Origin of the sequence: Kitasatospora sp. YST-16 (assembly GCF_026802215.1) — a bacterium.
Taxonomy (GTDB): domain Bacteria; phylum Actinomycetota; class Actinomycetes; order Streptomycetales; family Streptomycetaceae; genus Kitasatospora; species Kitasatospora cineracea.
The window spans coordinates 4,842,310-4,854,988 of the sequence record NZ_CP113837.1; the positions used below are offsets into that span (position 1 = coordinate 4,842,310).

The following is a 12,679-nucleotide window of genomic DNA, read 5'->3' on the forward strand; positions in this document are numbered from 1 at the left end:
CAATTGCAGAACGAATGAGTCCCGCCCCCGTTGTGTAGTGGCCTAGCACGCCGCCCTCTCAAGGCGGTAGCGCCGGTTCGAATCCGGTCGGGGGTACTCGCTCATTCAGGCCCCCGTTGTGTAGTGGCCTAGCACGCCGCCCTCTCAAGGCGGTAGCGCCGGTTCGAATCCGGTCGGGGGTACTTATGGGGTATGGTGTAATTGGCAGCACGAGTGATTCTGGTTCATTTAGTCTAGGTTCGAGTCCTGGTACCCCAGCCAAGAAAAGCTCCACGAACGAGCTCCGGGAAACCGGAGCTTTTTTGCATGCCCGGCCCGCGCCGACCCGCCCGGGCCCTCCAGCGCGACGATGCCCTCCCGGCCACCGGCCGGGAGGGCATCGTCGTCGTGTCCGCGCGCGGGCGGTCAGTTGCGGCGGAGGGCCTCGGTGAGGCGGTTGGCGGCTTCGATGATGGCCTGGGCGTGCATCCGGCCGGGGTGGCGGGTGAGGCGCTCGATGGGGCCGGAGACCGAGACGGCGGCGACGACCCGGTTGGAGGGGCCGCGGACGGGGGCCGAGACGGAGGCGACGCCGGGCTCGCGCTCGCCGATGGACTGGGCCCAGCCGCGGCGGCGGACGCCGCTGAGCGCGGTGGCGGTGAACCGGGCGCCCTGGAGGCCGCGGTGCAGGCGCTCGGGCTCCTCCCAGGCGAGCAGGACCTGGGCGGCGGAGCCGGCCTTCATCGGCAGCGTGGAGCCGACCGGCACGGTGTCGCGCAGGCCCGACAGGCGCTCGGCGGCGGCCACGCAGATCCGCATCTCGCCCTGGCGGCGGTAGAGCTGGGCGCTCTCGCCCGTCACGTCGCGCAGGTGGGTGAGGACCGGTCCGGCGGCGGCCAGCAGGCGGTCCTCGCCGGCGGCGGCGGAGAGTTCGGAGAGGCGGGGGCCGAGGATGAAACGGCCCTGCATGTCACGGGTGACCAGGCGGTGGTGTTCGAGTGCGACGGCGAGTCGGTGGGCCGTGGGCCGTGCCAGACCGGTGGCGGCGACCAGCCCCGCCAACGTGGCGGGGCCCGACTCCAGTGCGCTGAGCACCAGAGCGGCCTTGTCGAGAACGCCGACGCCGCTAGTGTTGTCCATGTCTCGATACTGCAGTCTCAATCAGCGAGACGCAAGTTCAATCTTCCGAGAAAAGCGCCACTCTTGGAGTCAGCAGCCCGGGAGACACCCAGGACGGCACCCCACCAGGGTGTCCGCATCCTGGACGGTCCGGCGTGCAGGGCGCGACTCAAGCGGGCCTCACAGGGCAGCACGGGACAAGACCTCGACGATCAAGAGAAGGCCGGCAGAGCGGCCGGCTGGAGGGAATCCGATGGGACGGACACTCGCAGAGAAGGTCTGGGACGACCACGTCGTCCGGCGCGCCGAGGGCGAGCCCGACCTGCTCTACATCGACCTGCACCTGCTGCACGAGGTGACCAGCCCGCAGGCGTTCGACGGCCTCCGGCTGGCCGGCCGCCCGGTCCGCCGGACCGATCTGACGATCGCCACCGAGGACCACAACACCCCGACCCTGGACATCGACAAGCCGATCGCCGACCCGGTCTCCCGGGTCCAGCTGGAGACGCTGCGCAAGAACGCCGAGGAGTTCGGCGTGCGCATCCACTCGCTGGGCGACGTCGAGCAGGGCGTGGTGCACGTGGTCGGCCCGCAGCTGGGCCTGACCCAGCCCGGCATGACCGTGGTCTGCGGCGACTCGCACACCTCCACCCACGGCGCCTTCGGCGCGCTGGCCTTCGGCATCGGCACCAGCCAGGTCGAGCACGTGCTGGCCACCCAGACGCTGCCGCTGGCCCCGTTCAAGACCATGGCGATCACCGTCGAGGGCGAGCTGCCCGAGGGCGTCACCGCCAAGGACCTGATCCTGGCCGTGATCACCAAGATCGGCACCGGCGGCGGCCAGGGCTACGTCCTGGAGTACCGCGGCTCGGCGATCCGCAGCCTCTCCATGGAGGCCCGGATGACGATCTGCAACATGTCCATCGAGGCGGGCGCCCGGGCCGGCATGATCGCCCCGGACCGCACCACCTTCGACTACCTGCAGGGCCGCCCGCACGCCCCGCAGGGCGAGGACTGGGACGCCGCGGTCGCCTACTGGGAGACGCTGGCCACCGACGAGGACGCGGTCTTCGACGCCGAGGTGTTCATCGACGCCGCCGAGCTGACCCCGTTCGTCACCTGGGGCACCAACCCGGGCCAGGGCGCGCCGCTGGGCGCGGACGTCCCGAACCCGGCGGACTTCGCGGACCCGCAGGAGCGGATCGCCGCCGAGAACGCCCTGAAGTACATGGGCCTGGAGGCCGGCACCCCGCTGCGCGAGGTCAAGGTCGACGCCGTCTTCGTCGGCTCCTGCACCAACGGCCGGATCGAGGACCTGCGGGCCGCCGCGGCCATCCTGGAGGGCCGTCAGATCGCCGAGGGCGTGCGGATGCTGGTCGTCCCGGGCTCGGTCCGGGTCGCCCTGCAGGCCGTCGAGGAGGGCCTGGACAAGGTCTTCACCGCCGCGGGCGCCGAGTGGCGGCACGCCGGCTGCTCGATGTGCCTGGGCATGAACCCGGACCAGCTGGCCCCGGGCGAGCGCTGCGCCTCCACCTCGAACCGCAACTTCGAGGGCCGCCAGGGCAAGGGCGGACGCACCCACCTGGTCTCCCCCCAGGTGGCCGCCGCCACCGCGCTGGTGGGCCGTCTGGCCGCACCCGCCGACCTGACCGACAACGTGGCTGTGGAGGTCTGAGCCATGGAGAAGTTCACCACCCACACCGGTCGCGCCGTCCCGCTGCGCCGCTCCAACGTGGACACCGACCAGATCATCCCGGCGCACTGGCTGAAGAAGGTCACCCGCTCCGGCTTCGAGGACGGCCTGTTCGAGGCCTGGCGCAAGGACGAGTCCTTCGTCCTGAACCTGCCCGAGCGCCAGGGCGCGTCCGTCCTGGTGGCCGGCCCCGAGTTCGGCACCGGCTCGTCCCGCGAGCACGCCGTCTGGGCGCTGCAGAACTACGGCTTCCAGGCCGTCATCTCCTCCCGGTTCGCCGACATCTTCCGCGGCAACTCGCTGAAGAACGGCCTGCTCACGGTGGTCCTGCCGCAGGAGACGGTGGAGCGGCTCTGGGAGTTGACCGAGGCCGACCCGACCGCCGAGATCACCGTCGACCTGGAGGCCCGCGAGGTCCGGGCCGAGGGGCTCGACGGAACCCCCCTGGCCGCCCCGTTCGAGCTGGACGACAACGTGCGCTGGCGGCTGCTGAACGGCCTGGACGACATCAGCATCACCCTGCAGAACGAAGCCGATGTCGCCGCGTTCGAGGCGAAGCGCCCGTCCTTCAAGCCGCGCACCCAGCCGGTCGCCTGAGGCACCGCTTTCTGACGGACCGACAACAAGACCCGCCCCCCTCCGGGGCGGGTCTTCGTTGTTCACAGGGGAGTTCGTCAGCCGGGAATAGACCCTGGTGTAGCGCAACTCCGCACAGATGGCACAATCGTTGCATGCACCACAGTCCCGAACCCCCGTACCAGGACGGCGAACCCGCGTCCGGGGACGGTCAGGACGGTGCTGCCGACTCGGAAGTCACCCTGCTCTACGCACTGGTGGCCGAGCGGTTGAAGCAAGCCCACGCCCGCGTTCACGCGCTGAACGTGTCGACGGACGCAAAGACCGCTCTCACCCGACAACTGCTGATCGTCACCGAGACCGCGAAGCGCGATCTTCCGGAGGCGGCACGGCGGTTGAGTCGCTTTGTGCAGGACCTCGACGAGGGGCGGATGCCTCCCCGGTGAGCACCGCCATGCGCAAATCCATTGCGACACTAGGGTGATTCACGCGTTTGGTAATTGAAAGTCCGCAGATACATACCTAACGTGCGAAAAGAACGGATGGAATCATCCGGCGCCCGTTTCCGAAGGGGAAGACGTGAACAAGGCTCAGCTTGTCGAAGCGGTGGCCGAGCAGCTGGGCGGTCGCAAGGCTGCCGCAGAGGCCGTCGACGCAGTGCTCGACACCATGGTGCGTGCCGTCGTGGCGGGTGACCGCGTCTCGGTCACCGGTTTCGGCACCTTCGAGAAGGTGGAGCGCTCGGCGCGCTTCGCCCGCAACCCGCAGACCGGCGAGCGGGTCAAGGTCAAGAAGACCGCGGTCCCGCGGTTCCGCCCCGGCCAGGGCTTCAAGGACCTCGTCTCCGGCAGCAAGAAGCTGCCGAAGGAGGGTCCGTCGGTCAAGAAGGCCCCCAAGGGCTCGCTCACCCCGGGCAAGTCCGGTGTGGCCGCGACCCCGGCCGCCAAGCGCGCCGCGACCAAGCGCGCCGCCGCGGCCGGCACCGCCGCCAAGAAGACCGCCGCCAAGAAGGCCACCACCGCCAAGACCGCGGTGGCCAAGAAGGCGGCCCCGGCGAAGACCGCGGTGAAGAAGGCCACCACCGCCAAGACCGCCGTGGCGAAGAAGACCAGCGCCGCGGCGGCCAAGAAGGCCACCACGGCGGCCAAGAAGACCACCACCGCCGCGGCCGCCAAGAAGACCGCCGCCACCGCCAAGAAGACCGCTCCGGCGAAGAAGACCGCCACGCGGAAGACCACCGCGCGCAAGTCCACCGCCAAGTAGTCGCCCGCCCCCGGCGCCGGCCCGACCGGCACCGGGAGCACCGGCCGTGCCGGTCCGGCCCGGGTTCCGCCCCGGGCCCGGACCGGCACGGCCTTTCCGCTGCCCGGCGCCGGGCGCACCCGCCTTCCGCCGCCGCCGTCCTGAACGGGCGTCGGCGCGACGCGGCGTCAGTTCCCCGGCGGCGGCTTCCCGGCGGGCCGGAAAACCGGCCGGGAATTGCGCCGGCCGGTGAATGGCGGGCGCCGCCGCGGGCCGGGCGCTCCCGCCCGGACGGCTTCTCCGGCCCGGTCGGCTTCCGCCGGCCGCCATTCGCCGCCGGTCCTACTCCGGCACTTCCACCGGCAGCTCGTAGCAGATCTCCCAGCGGGAATCCGGAATGACCAGGTCCGCGGTCTCCACCGGCCGCCCGGTGTCGTCCAGGTACGTCCGCTCCAGCAGCGTCACCGGGTCGCCCGCGCTGACGCCCGGCAGCAGCGCGGCCTGCTCCGCGGTCGCCCGGGCCGGGCGCAGCCGCTCCACCGCGCGCACCACCCGGACCCCGATCGAGTCCATCCGGGCGGTCACGCCCCGGCCGTGGTGCGGTCCGTACTCGGGCAGCTGGGCCGGGGTGTTCTCGGTGAGGTCCATCGGCTCCCAGGAGTCGGCCAGTTGGACCACCAGGCCGTCCGCGGTGAACTCGTAGCGGGTGTGCATCGTCAGCGCGCCCGGCTCGATCCGCAGCCGCCGGGCGACGTGGGCCGGGGCCGGCGTGCGGCCGTACGAGTCGCACTCCCAGCCGCCGTTCGGCACCAGGGCGGCCGGGAAGGCGCCGGCCGTCCGCGAGCGCAGCATCGGCAGCCGGTCCACCGGCTCCCGGACGTACGTGTCGGAGCCGGTCCGACCCTCCAACAGCCCTTCGCCGATGAGCACTTCCTGCGCGCGCTGCAGCACGTTCGGCCCCACGCCGTAGCTCTCGGCCAGCCGCGCCCGGGACGGCAGCCGTTCGCCGACCGCCCACTCCCCGGCCGTCACCCGGCGGCGCAGGTGGTCCGCGATGCGGAGGTACGGCGGGTCCTGTGAGGGCATCTGGCATCTCCCTGCGGAGGGCGGGGACCTGCCGGTTGGCGGCAGGACGGGTGATTCAGCTTGACAACCTAATGCATCAGGTGGAATCTAATGACTCAGCTTCACTATGTGTGATCGGCCGACTTCGGGGAGAGCGGTGGCGTGCCAAGCACGAGGGTGTTCGACCTGGCCTCCAGGCTCGCCGCGGCCACCGGAGCCGAAGCCAGGATCATCCAGTTGCCCGACGGCGGTTACCGCGTGGAGGCGGAGCTCCCCGGAGACCCGGACCCGCGGGACCACCTCACGGTCCTCGACGTCCTGACCCGCGCCGACCGCTACGGACACCGCTACCGCGCCCGCATCCACACCGTCTGGGCCGAATTCGACCCACCCCAGGAGCCGCCGTGAAGAACGCGCCGCCCGGCTACACCGTCGGCATCGAGGAGATCACCGAACCGACCTCGTTCCTCGCGCTGGCCCCCGCGCTCGCCTCGCTCTGGCAGACCCTGCACGCCCTGCCGCTCGGCTGGACGCAGTTCGAGGCCTACCGCTACTTCTTCGGCCCGGGCGCCGTCGAGCGCACCGAGGCGTTCCTGCAGCGGGACGGCCAACTGCAGCTCGGCTTCGCCCTGCTCGGCCGCACCCGGCTGATCAGCGTCCGCCCGACCGGCCACGGCCCGTTCCAACTGGTGCCCACCGCCCTCAGGTTGCTCGACAGCCCGGACGTCGCCTCGCTGCGGCTGAACGGCTCGGGAACCCTCCCGCCGCCGGGCCCGCGCTACCGGCGGAGCGCCTGACGGCCGGTCAGTCTCCCTCGGGGTCCGGGAAGGTCTGGAGGGTGAGGAAGACCACCCGGCGGTCGGGGCCCTCGCCGGTGGTGCGGATCCGGACGCGCTGGCCGGGGCGCAGCAGGCGCAGGCCGCCGGCGTCGAAGGCGGGGGCGTCGAAGGGGACGGGAGTGCCGTCGTCGAGCAGGACCGAGCCGGAGCGGGTCGTGGGGTCGTACGTGAACGCGGTGGCCTGCATGGGAGCCAGCATAGGGCTTCGGAGCAGCGCCGCGGTGGCCGGGCCGAGGCCGAGCAGCCGGGCCTCGGCGAGGTCCGCCGGGGTGTCGACGTCGCGGCGGACGGAGGGCGCGTCGGGCAGCAGCAGTTCGGTCGCGCCGCCGGCCAGGTGGGCGTCCCGGGAGCCGGGGCCGAACGCCGGGCGGAGCGGTTCGCGGCCGGCCCCGGCGAGCAGCACGGTGCCGGTGCCCGGGGTGTCGGCGAGGAAGGCCCGGCCGCGCGCGGGCACCGCGGCGAGGACGCGGGCGAGTTCGGCGGGCCGCAGCGCCGGCAGGTCCGCGGAGAGCGTGGTGACGGGGGAGCGGGGGTGGCGCCGCAGGGCGGCCGCCGCGCCGTGCGCGAGCGCCGGGTTGAGGCCGCCGGGCTCCAGCTCGTCGGCCAGCACGTCGGCCCCCAGCGCGCGCAGCGCCCGGCGGCGCGCGCGTCCCGGGTGACCACCAGGACGCGGCCGACCGCGGGGCAGGCGAGCGCGGCGGCGACGGTGTCGAGCGCGAACGCCAGGGCGAGCCGGGGCCGCAGCGGGCCGAACGCGGCCAGCCGGCTCTTCGCACCGGCGAGCGCCTTGACCGGGACGACCACCGACCAGCCGAGCCGCAGCGCCTCCCGGTCGGCGTGCGGCTGCCCCGGGGCGGTGGGCCCGACGGCGGCGGGGCGTACGGTGTCCTCTGTCATCGGCGCCATTGTGGCGTCGGCCGGGGAGCCCTGGCCAGCGGTTCCGGGGGCCCCGGGGCGGCGGGCGGGTGCCTGGCGGCTGGTGGCGGTGGTGGCTGCTCGACACAGGCTCGGCCCGCGGGTGAGACTGGTCGGCGCCCCGGAGCCGCTGGCCGGACCCGGCGAGCAGAGAGAGCGCGGCGCAGTACGGGGCGCCGCACGAATGAGGAGGAGCTGGGGTGGCCCGCCGCTCTAACGCCAGGTTCGGAAACGCCGACTACGGGATCTGGTACCGCTTCGCGGCGGTGCTCGTGAAGCCGGTGACCAACGCCCTGGCACAGGCGGACTGGCGCGGCTGGGAGCACCTGCCCGAGAAGTCCGGGTTCATCGCCGCGGTGAACCACAACTCGGTGATCGACCCGGTGTTCTACGCGCACTGGCAGTACAACTCGGGCCGTCCGCCGCGGATCCTCGCCAAGTCCTCGCTGTTCTCGGTACCGTTCATCGGCTTCATGCTGCGCAAGACCGGCCAGATCCCGGTGTTCCGGGAGTCCACCGACGCGGCCGAGGCGTTCCGGGCCGCGATCGACGCGGTGAACGGCGGCCAGTGCGTGCAGTTCTACCCGGAGGGCACCCTCACCCGGGACCCGGAGCTGTGGCCGATGACCGGCAAGAGCGGCGCGGCCCGGGTCGCGCTGATGACGGGCGCGCCGGTGATCCCGGTGGCGCACTGGGGCGCGCACGAGATCATCCCGCCGTACGGCAAGGGCAAGGGCAAGTACCGCCTGTTCCCGCGGCACAAGGTGGTCGTCGCGGCGGGCCCGGCGGTCGACCTGAGCAAGTACCAGGGGCAGGAGCTCACCGCCCAGGTGCTCAGGGAGGCCACCGACGACATCATGGCGGCGATCACCGCCGTGCTGGAGGACATCCGCGGCGAGCAGGCCCCGAAGGAGCGGTACGACATGCGCAAGGCCGCCAAGGACCGGGCCGCGGCCGCCCAGGCCAAGCGCGAGCGCGCCGCCGAGGAGGGCGGCCGGTGACCCGCTGCGCGGTGATGGGGACGGGCTCCTGGGGCACCGTCTTCGCGATGATCCTGGCCGACGCGGGCTGCGAGGTGACCCTGTGGGGCCGCCGGCAGGAACTGGTCGACGCGATCGACCGGGACCACGTCAACCGGGACTACCTGCCGGAACTGACCCTGCCCGCGGGCATCCGGGCCACCACCGACGCCGCCGCGGCGCTGGCCGGCGCGGACTTCGCGGTGCTCTCGGTGCCGTCCCAGACGCTGCGCGACAACCTCGCGCTCTGGGCGCCGCTGATCGAGCCGCAGACCGCCCTGGTCAGCCTGATGAAGGGCGTCGAGCTGGGCACCGTGAAGCGGATGAGCGAGGTGATCGCGGAGGTCGCCGGGGTCGGCCCGGAGCGGGTCGTGGTGGTGTCGGGGCCGAACCTGGCCGGCGAGATCGCCAACCGGCAGCCCGCCGCGACGGTGGTGGCGTGCGCCGACGAGGAGGTCGCCAAGCGCTTCCAGAAGGCCTGCCACACCCCGTACTTCCGCCCGTACACCAACACCGACGTGGTGGGCTGCGAGCTGGGCGGCGCGGTGAAGAACGTGATCGGCCTGGCGGTCGGCATGGCCAACGGCATGGGGCTGGGCGACAACACCAAGGCGACGCTGATCACCCGGGGCCTGGCCGAGACCACCCGGCTGGGCCTGGTGCTCGGCGCCGACCCGCACACCTTCGCCGGCCTGGCCGGGATGGGCGACCTGGTGGCGACCTGCTCCTCGCCGCTGTCCCGGAACAACACCTTCGGCACCAACCTGGGCCGCGGCATGACGCTGGCCGAGACGATCGCCGCCACCAGCCAGACCGCGGAGGGCGTGAAGTCCTGCGAGTCGGTGCTCGACCTGGCCCGGCGCAACGGGGTGGAGATGCCGATCGTGGAGGCCGTGGTCGACGTGGTGCACAAGGGCCGGCCGACCCAGGAGGTGCTGAAGGGGCTGATGGCCCGTTCGGCCAAGCCTGAGCGCCGGTGACCGGAATCGGACGGTAGTCTCAACGCCGTTATGAGCATCGAACAGACCTCCCCGAACCAGGCGGCCAAGCCGCGCGTGGCGATCGTCTTCGGCGGCCGCAGCTCCGAGCACGGCGTGTCCGTGGTCACGGCCGCCAGCGTGCTGCGCTCGATCGACCGCAGCAAGTACGAGGTGCTGCCGATCGGCATCACCCACGAGGGCCGCTGGGCCCTGGTCGGCGACGAACCGGCCCGGATGGCCATCACCGACGGCCGGATGCCGGACGTCGACCAGGTCGCCGAGTCCACCGAGGGCCAGGTCGTGCTGCCCGCCGCCCCCGGCGACCGCGAGGTGGTGTGGAGCGAGCCCGGCGCCGCGCCGAAGGTCCTCGGCGAGGTCGACGTGGTGCTCCCGCTGCTGCACGGCCCGTGGGGCGAGGACGGCACCCTGCAGGGCCTGCTGGAGCTCTCCGGCGTCCCGTACGTGGGCTCCGGCGTGCTGGCCTCCGCGGTCGGCATGGACAAGGAGTTCACCAAGCGGATCATCGAGTCGCTCGGCCTGTACGCGGGCGAGTACACGGTGCTCAAGCCGCGCGAGTGGGAGTCCGAGGCAGGCCGGGCCGCCGCCCGCGAGCGGATCGCCGCGCTCGGCCTGCCGCTGTTCGTCAAGCCCTGCCGGGCCGGCTCCTCGATCGGCATCACCAAGGTCAAGGACCTCGCCGACCTGGACGCCGCGGTCGAGGAGGCCCGCCGCCACGACCCGAAGGTGATCGTGGAGAAGGGCGTCGAGGGCCGCGAGATCGAGTGCGGCGTGCTGGAGTTCGAGGACGGCCCGCGCGCCTCGGTGCCCGCCGAGGTGCTGGTCGACGGGGACTTCGAGTTCTACGACTTCGAGGCCAAGTACATCGACTCCTCCGAGGTGCGCATCCCCGCCGACCTCACCGACGCCGAGCGGGCGGAGATCCGCCGGCAGGCCGTCGAGGTGTTCGAGGGCCTCGGCTGCGAGGGCCTGGCCCGGGTCGACTTCTTCCTGCTGGCCGACGGCCGGTGGATGGTCAACGAGGTCAACACCATGCCCGGCTTCACCCCGATCTCGGCCTACCCGAAGATGTGGGAGGCCACCGGCGTGCCCTACGCCGAGCTGATCGACCGCCTGCTGGCCGCCGCGCTGCGCCGCTCCACCGGCCTGCGCTAGGCCCCGGCCGGGCGGCCGCCGCTCAGGAGGCGTCGTCCAGGCAGTCCGAGTCGGCCGTCCCGTCGATCCGCGGGACGGTCGCCCGGATGGCGTCGGAGAACGACCCCAGCGGGTCCGCGTAGTTCGGGTACGCGCCCGCCGGGACCTCCACCACCACGTACGCCTTGCGCATCCCGGTGGCGAACCGGTAGCCGCCGGCGCCGTCCTCGGTCAGGCCCCAGCCGACCTCGTCGACGCACGGGCCCTTGCGCTCGGTGTCGTTCAGCAGGTCCGGCCGGTCGGCGCCGCAGGTCATCACGGTGCGCGGGGAGGAGCCCCAGGCCGCGGTGTACGGCGAGGCCGGGGACGGGTCCCTGCGCGGGCGGCCGAGCACCTCGGCGGGCAGCGCCGCGTGCAGCGCCGCGCAGTACCGGGCGGTCTCCGCGTCCTGCGAGGGCGCGGGGACGTCCGGATCGCCGCCCCAGGAGACCACCATCCAGGCCGTGCAGCCGAGCAGCGCGGCGGGCAGCGCCAGCCAGCGCACCGGGGCGGGCAGGCGGTTCAGCAGGTCACGGGAAGCCACCGCACGATGGTAAGCGGGCTTATCCCGCCCGGTGGACGGAGGGCTTACAGCCGCACCACCGGACAGGTCAGGGTGCGGGTGATGCCCTCCACCCGCTGCACGTTCGCCACCACCAGGCGGCCCAGCTCGTCGATCGACTCCGCCTCCGCCCGGACGATCACGTCGTACGGGCCGGTCACGTCCTCGGCGGTGATCACTCCGGTGATCCCGGCGATGGACTCGGCCACCGAGGTGGCCTTGCCCACCTCGGTCTGGATCAGGATGTACGCCTGCACCACGGGGGACCTCCAGGCGGCTGGGTGGGGGGAGTTGCTGACCGGCAGTCTGATCACCACGCTACCGCGCGACGGCACGGACGGGGGAGACCCCGCGGGGCCCGAAAGGCGTACGCTGCGCGCGGGGGCGGCGGTGCCGCCGCCTCCGCAGGCGGGGGAGCAGGACGACAATCGGACAACGGGGAACGCGGAAGGACGGGCTGAATGCAGGGGACCGTGGGCGAACTCGGCGAGTTCGGGCTCATCCGGGAGCTGACCGCACGGCTGCCGATGACCCCGGCGGTGGAGCTCGGGCCCGGCGACGACGCGGCCGTGGTCAAGGCGCCCGACGGGCGGGTGGTGGCCACCACCGACGTGCTGATCGAGGGCCGGCACTTCCGCCGCGACTGGTCCACCGCGTACGACGTCGGCCGCAAGTGCGCCGCGCAGAACCTCGCCGACATCGCCGCGATGGGCGCCGTCCCGACCGCGCTGCTGCTCGGCCTGGTCACCCCCGCCGACCTGCCCACCACCTGGGCCACCGAGCTGATGGACGGCCTGCGCGACGAGTGCCAGGTGGCCGGTGCCACCGTGGTCGGCGGCGACGTGGTGCGCGGCGACACCATCACGCTGGCCATCACCGCGCTCGGCGACCTGCAGGGCCGCCGCCCGGTGGTGCGCTCCGGCGCCCAGGTCGGCGACGTGGTCGCGGTGACCGGCTGGCTCGGCTGGTCCGCCGCCGGGCTGACCGTCCTGCAGCGCGGCTTCCGCTCCCCGCGGGCCTTCGTCGAGGCGCACCGCCGCCCCGAACCGCCGTACCACGCCGGCCCCGCCGCCAGCGAGCTCGGCGCGACCGCCATGGTCGACGTCTCCGACGGCCTGGTCGCCGACCTCGGCCACGTCGCCCGGGCCAGCGAGGTCGACATCGACCTGCGGGCCGCGGACTTCGACGTCCCCGCGCAGATGGCCGACATCGGGCAGGCCGTCGGCGTCGACCCGCTGGTGTGGGTGCTCTCCGGCGGCGAGGACCACGCGATCGTCGCCACCTTCCCCAAGTCCGCGCCGCTGCCCGCCCGTTGGCGGGTGATCGGCGAGGTGGTCCGGACCGCCCGGCCCGGCCGCGGCGGCACCGTCACCGTCGACGGCGCCCCCTGGGACCGCACCGCGGGCTGGGACCACTTCGCCGAGGAGTAGGCCGCGGCCCGCCCTGGTGGCTACCCGGCGGTACGCCCCCGAGCGCGTAGGGTGGCGACTGTCGGGCGG

Annotated in this window: 14 protein-coding genes, 3 tRNA genes and 1 pseudogene; 13 read left to right on the forward strand and 5 right to left on the reverse strand. The window is 73.1% G+C overall.

Translation table 11 applies throughout. The features are described from left to right. Positions 1-23: 23 nt before the first annotated feature. The 3 genes from OU787_RS22155 to OU787_RS22165 all read left to right on the forward strand — a co-directional run bounded on the left by OU787_RS22155 (position 24) and on the right by OU787_RS22165 (position 261). Positions 24-96: transfer RNA gene (locus tag OU787_RS22155), tRNA-Glu, on the forward strand. A 13-nt stretch (positions 97-109) separates the two neighbouring features. Then, a tRNA-Glu gene (locus OU787_RS22160) sits at positions 110-182 on the forward strand. 4 nt (positions 183-186) lie between these two features. Beyond that, a tRNA-Gln gene (locus tag OU787_RS22165) sits at positions 187-261 on the forward strand. 144 nt (positions 262-405) lie between these two features. Here OU787_RS22165 and OU787_RS22170 read toward each other — a convergent pair. Beyond that, entirely contained in the window at positions 406-1,119 is a 714-nt protein-coding gene (locus OU787_RS22170; RefSeq protein WP_030458860.1) for an IclR family transcriptional regulator, read from the reverse strand. 232 nt (positions 1,120-1,351) lie between these two features. On the opposite strand from OU787_RS22170, the gene leuC reads away from it, so the two are divergent. From leuC to OU787_RS22190, 4 genes are all read left to right on the forward strand, one after another. Further along, positions 1,352-2,773: a 3-isopropylmalate dehydratase large subunit gene (gene leuC, locus OU787_RS22175; protein ID WP_030458859.1), complete on the forward strand. Its 1,422-nt coding sequence runs from the start codon at positions 1,352-1,354 to the stop codon at positions 2,771-2,773. Between the two features lie 3 nt (positions 2,774-2,776). Then, positions 2,777-3,388 (forward strand): 3-isopropylmalate dehydratase small subunit, encoded by a 612-nt coding sequence (gene leuD / locus OU787_RS22180; protein ID WP_030458858.1) that lies wholly within the window; start codon positions 2,777-2,779, stop codon positions 3,386-3,388. A gap of 134 nt (positions 3,389-3,522) precedes the next feature. Then, positions 3,523-3,813 carry a hypothetical protein gene (locus tag OU787_RS22185; RefSeq protein WP_380377054.1) on the forward strand — a complete coding sequence of 97 codons (291 nt, stop codon included), beginning with the start codon at positions 3,523-3,525 and terminating at the stop codon, positions 3,811-3,813. Between the two features lie 133 nt (positions 3,814-3,946). Further along, entirely contained in the window at positions 3,947-4,630 is a 684-nt protein-coding gene (locus OU787_RS22190; protein WP_268660356.1) for an HU family DNA-binding protein, read from the forward strand. Between the two features lie 321 nt (positions 4,631-4,951). Here OU787_RS22190 and OU787_RS22195 read toward each other — a convergent pair whose 3' ends face one another. Next, positions 4,952-5,695 carry a GntR family transcriptional regulator gene (locus OU787_RS22195; protein WP_268660357.1) on the reverse strand — a complete coding sequence of 248 codons (744 nt, stop codon included), beginning with the start codon at positions 5,693-5,695 and terminating at the stop codon, positions 4,952-4,954. A gap of 141 nt (positions 5,696-5,836) precedes the next feature. On the opposite strand from OU787_RS22195, the gene OU787_RS22200 reads away from it, so the two are divergent. After that, on the forward strand, positions 5,837-6,082 hold the full coding sequence (locus OU787_RS22200; protein ID WP_157852197.1) for a hypothetical protein: 246 nt from the start codon (positions 5,837-5,839) through the stop codon (positions 6,080-6,082). Then, positions 6,079-6,471, forward strand: coding sequence for a hypothetical protein (locus OU787_RS22205; RefSeq protein ID WP_268660358.1), 393 nt, complete (start codon positions 6,079-6,081; stop codon positions 6,469-6,471). Before OU787_RS22200 ends, OU787_RS22205 begins: the two co-directional genes overlap by 4 nt. A gap of 232 nt (positions 6,472-6,703) precedes the next feature. Here OU787_RS22205 and cofC read toward each other — a convergent pair. Beyond that, positions 6,704-7,410 (reverse strand): annotated as a pseudogene (gene cofC / locus OU787_RS22210) (2-phospho-L-lactate guanylyltransferase); the annotation flags it as partial. 218 nt (positions 7,411-7,628) lie between these two features. Between cofC and OU787_RS22215 the strand changes: the two are divergent. From OU787_RS22215 to OU787_RS22225, 3 genes are read left to right on the forward strand one after another with little or no spacing between them, the layout of a single operon-like run. Beyond that, positions 7,629-8,429, forward strand: coding sequence for a lysophospholipid acyltransferase family protein (locus tag OU787_RS22215; RefSeq protein WP_268660359.1), 801 nt, complete (start codon positions 7,629-7,631; stop codon positions 8,427-8,429). Positions 8,430-8,443: 14 nt separating this feature from the next. Continuing rightward, on the forward strand, positions 8,444-9,427 hold the full coding sequence (locus OU787_RS22220) for an NAD(P)H-dependent glycerol-3-phosphate dehydrogenase (protein WP_162870153.1): 984 nt from the start codon (positions 8,444-8,446) through the stop codon (positions 9,425-9,427). Positions 9,428-9,457: 30 nt separating this feature from the next. Beyond that, positions 9,458-10,600, forward strand: coding sequence for a D-alanine--D-alanine ligase family protein (locus tag OU787_RS22225; RefSeq protein WP_268660360.1), 1,143 nt, complete (start codon positions 9,458-9,460; stop codon positions 10,598-10,600). A gap of 22 nt (positions 10,601-10,622) precedes the next feature. Here OU787_RS22225 and OU787_RS22230 read toward each other — a convergent pair whose 3' ends face one another. After that, on the reverse strand, positions 10,623-11,162 hold the full coding sequence (locus tag OU787_RS22230) for a DUF3515 domain-containing protein (RefSeq protein WP_051816676.1): 540 nt from the start codon (positions 11,160-11,162) through the stop codon (positions 10,623-10,625). Between the two features lie 44 nt (positions 11,163-11,206). Further along, complete coding sequence (locus OU787_RS22235; protein WP_030458847.1) at positions 11,207-11,440, reverse strand: Lrp/AsnC ligand binding domain-containing protein; 234 nt, start codon at positions 11,438-11,440, stop codon at positions 11,207-11,209. A 201-nt stretch (positions 11,441-11,641) separates the two neighbouring features. Between OU787_RS22235 and OU787_RS22240 the strand changes: the two genes are divergently transcribed. Further along, complete coding sequence (locus OU787_RS22240) at positions 11,642-12,610, forward strand: thiamine-phosphate kinase (protein WP_030458846.1); 969 nt, start codon at positions 11,642-11,644, stop codon at positions 12,608-12,610. Positions 12,611-12,679 lie beyond the last annotated feature (69 nt).

Excerpts from the sequence above, each read along its gene's own strand:
- OU787_RS22170 (WP_030458860.1), bottom strand. The coding sequence starts at position 1,119 with ATGGACAACACTAGCGGCGTCGGCGTTCTCGACAAGGCCGCTCTGGTG.
- leuC (WP_030458859.1), top strand. The coding sequence starts at position 1,352 with ATGGGACGGACACTCGCAGAGAAGGTCTGGGACGACCACGTCGTCCGG.
- leuD (WP_030458858.1), top strand. The coding sequence starts at position 2,777 with ATGGAGAAGTTCACCACCCACACCGGTCGCGCCGTCCCGCTGCGCCGC.
- OU787_RS22185 (WP_380377054.1), top strand. The coding sequence starts at position 3,523 with ATGCACCACAGTCCCGAACCCCCGTACCAGGACGGCGAACCCGCGTCC.
- OU787_RS22195 (WP_268660357.1), bottom strand. The coding sequence starts at position 5,695 with ATGCCCTCACAGGACCCGCCGTACCTCCGCATCGCGGACCACCTGCGC.
- OU787_RS22220 (WP_162870153.1), top strand. The coding sequence starts at position 8,444 with ATGGGGACGGGCTCCTGGGGCACCGTCTTCGCGATGATCCTGGCCGAC.
- OU787_RS22225 (WP_268660360.1), top strand. The coding sequence starts at position 9,458 with ATGAGCATCGAACAGACCTCCCCGAACCAGGCGGCCAAGCCGCGCGTG.
- OU787_RS22240 (WP_030458846.1), top strand. The coding sequence starts at position 11,642 with ATGCAGGGGACCGTGGGCGAACTCGGCGAGTTCGGGCTCATCCGGGAG.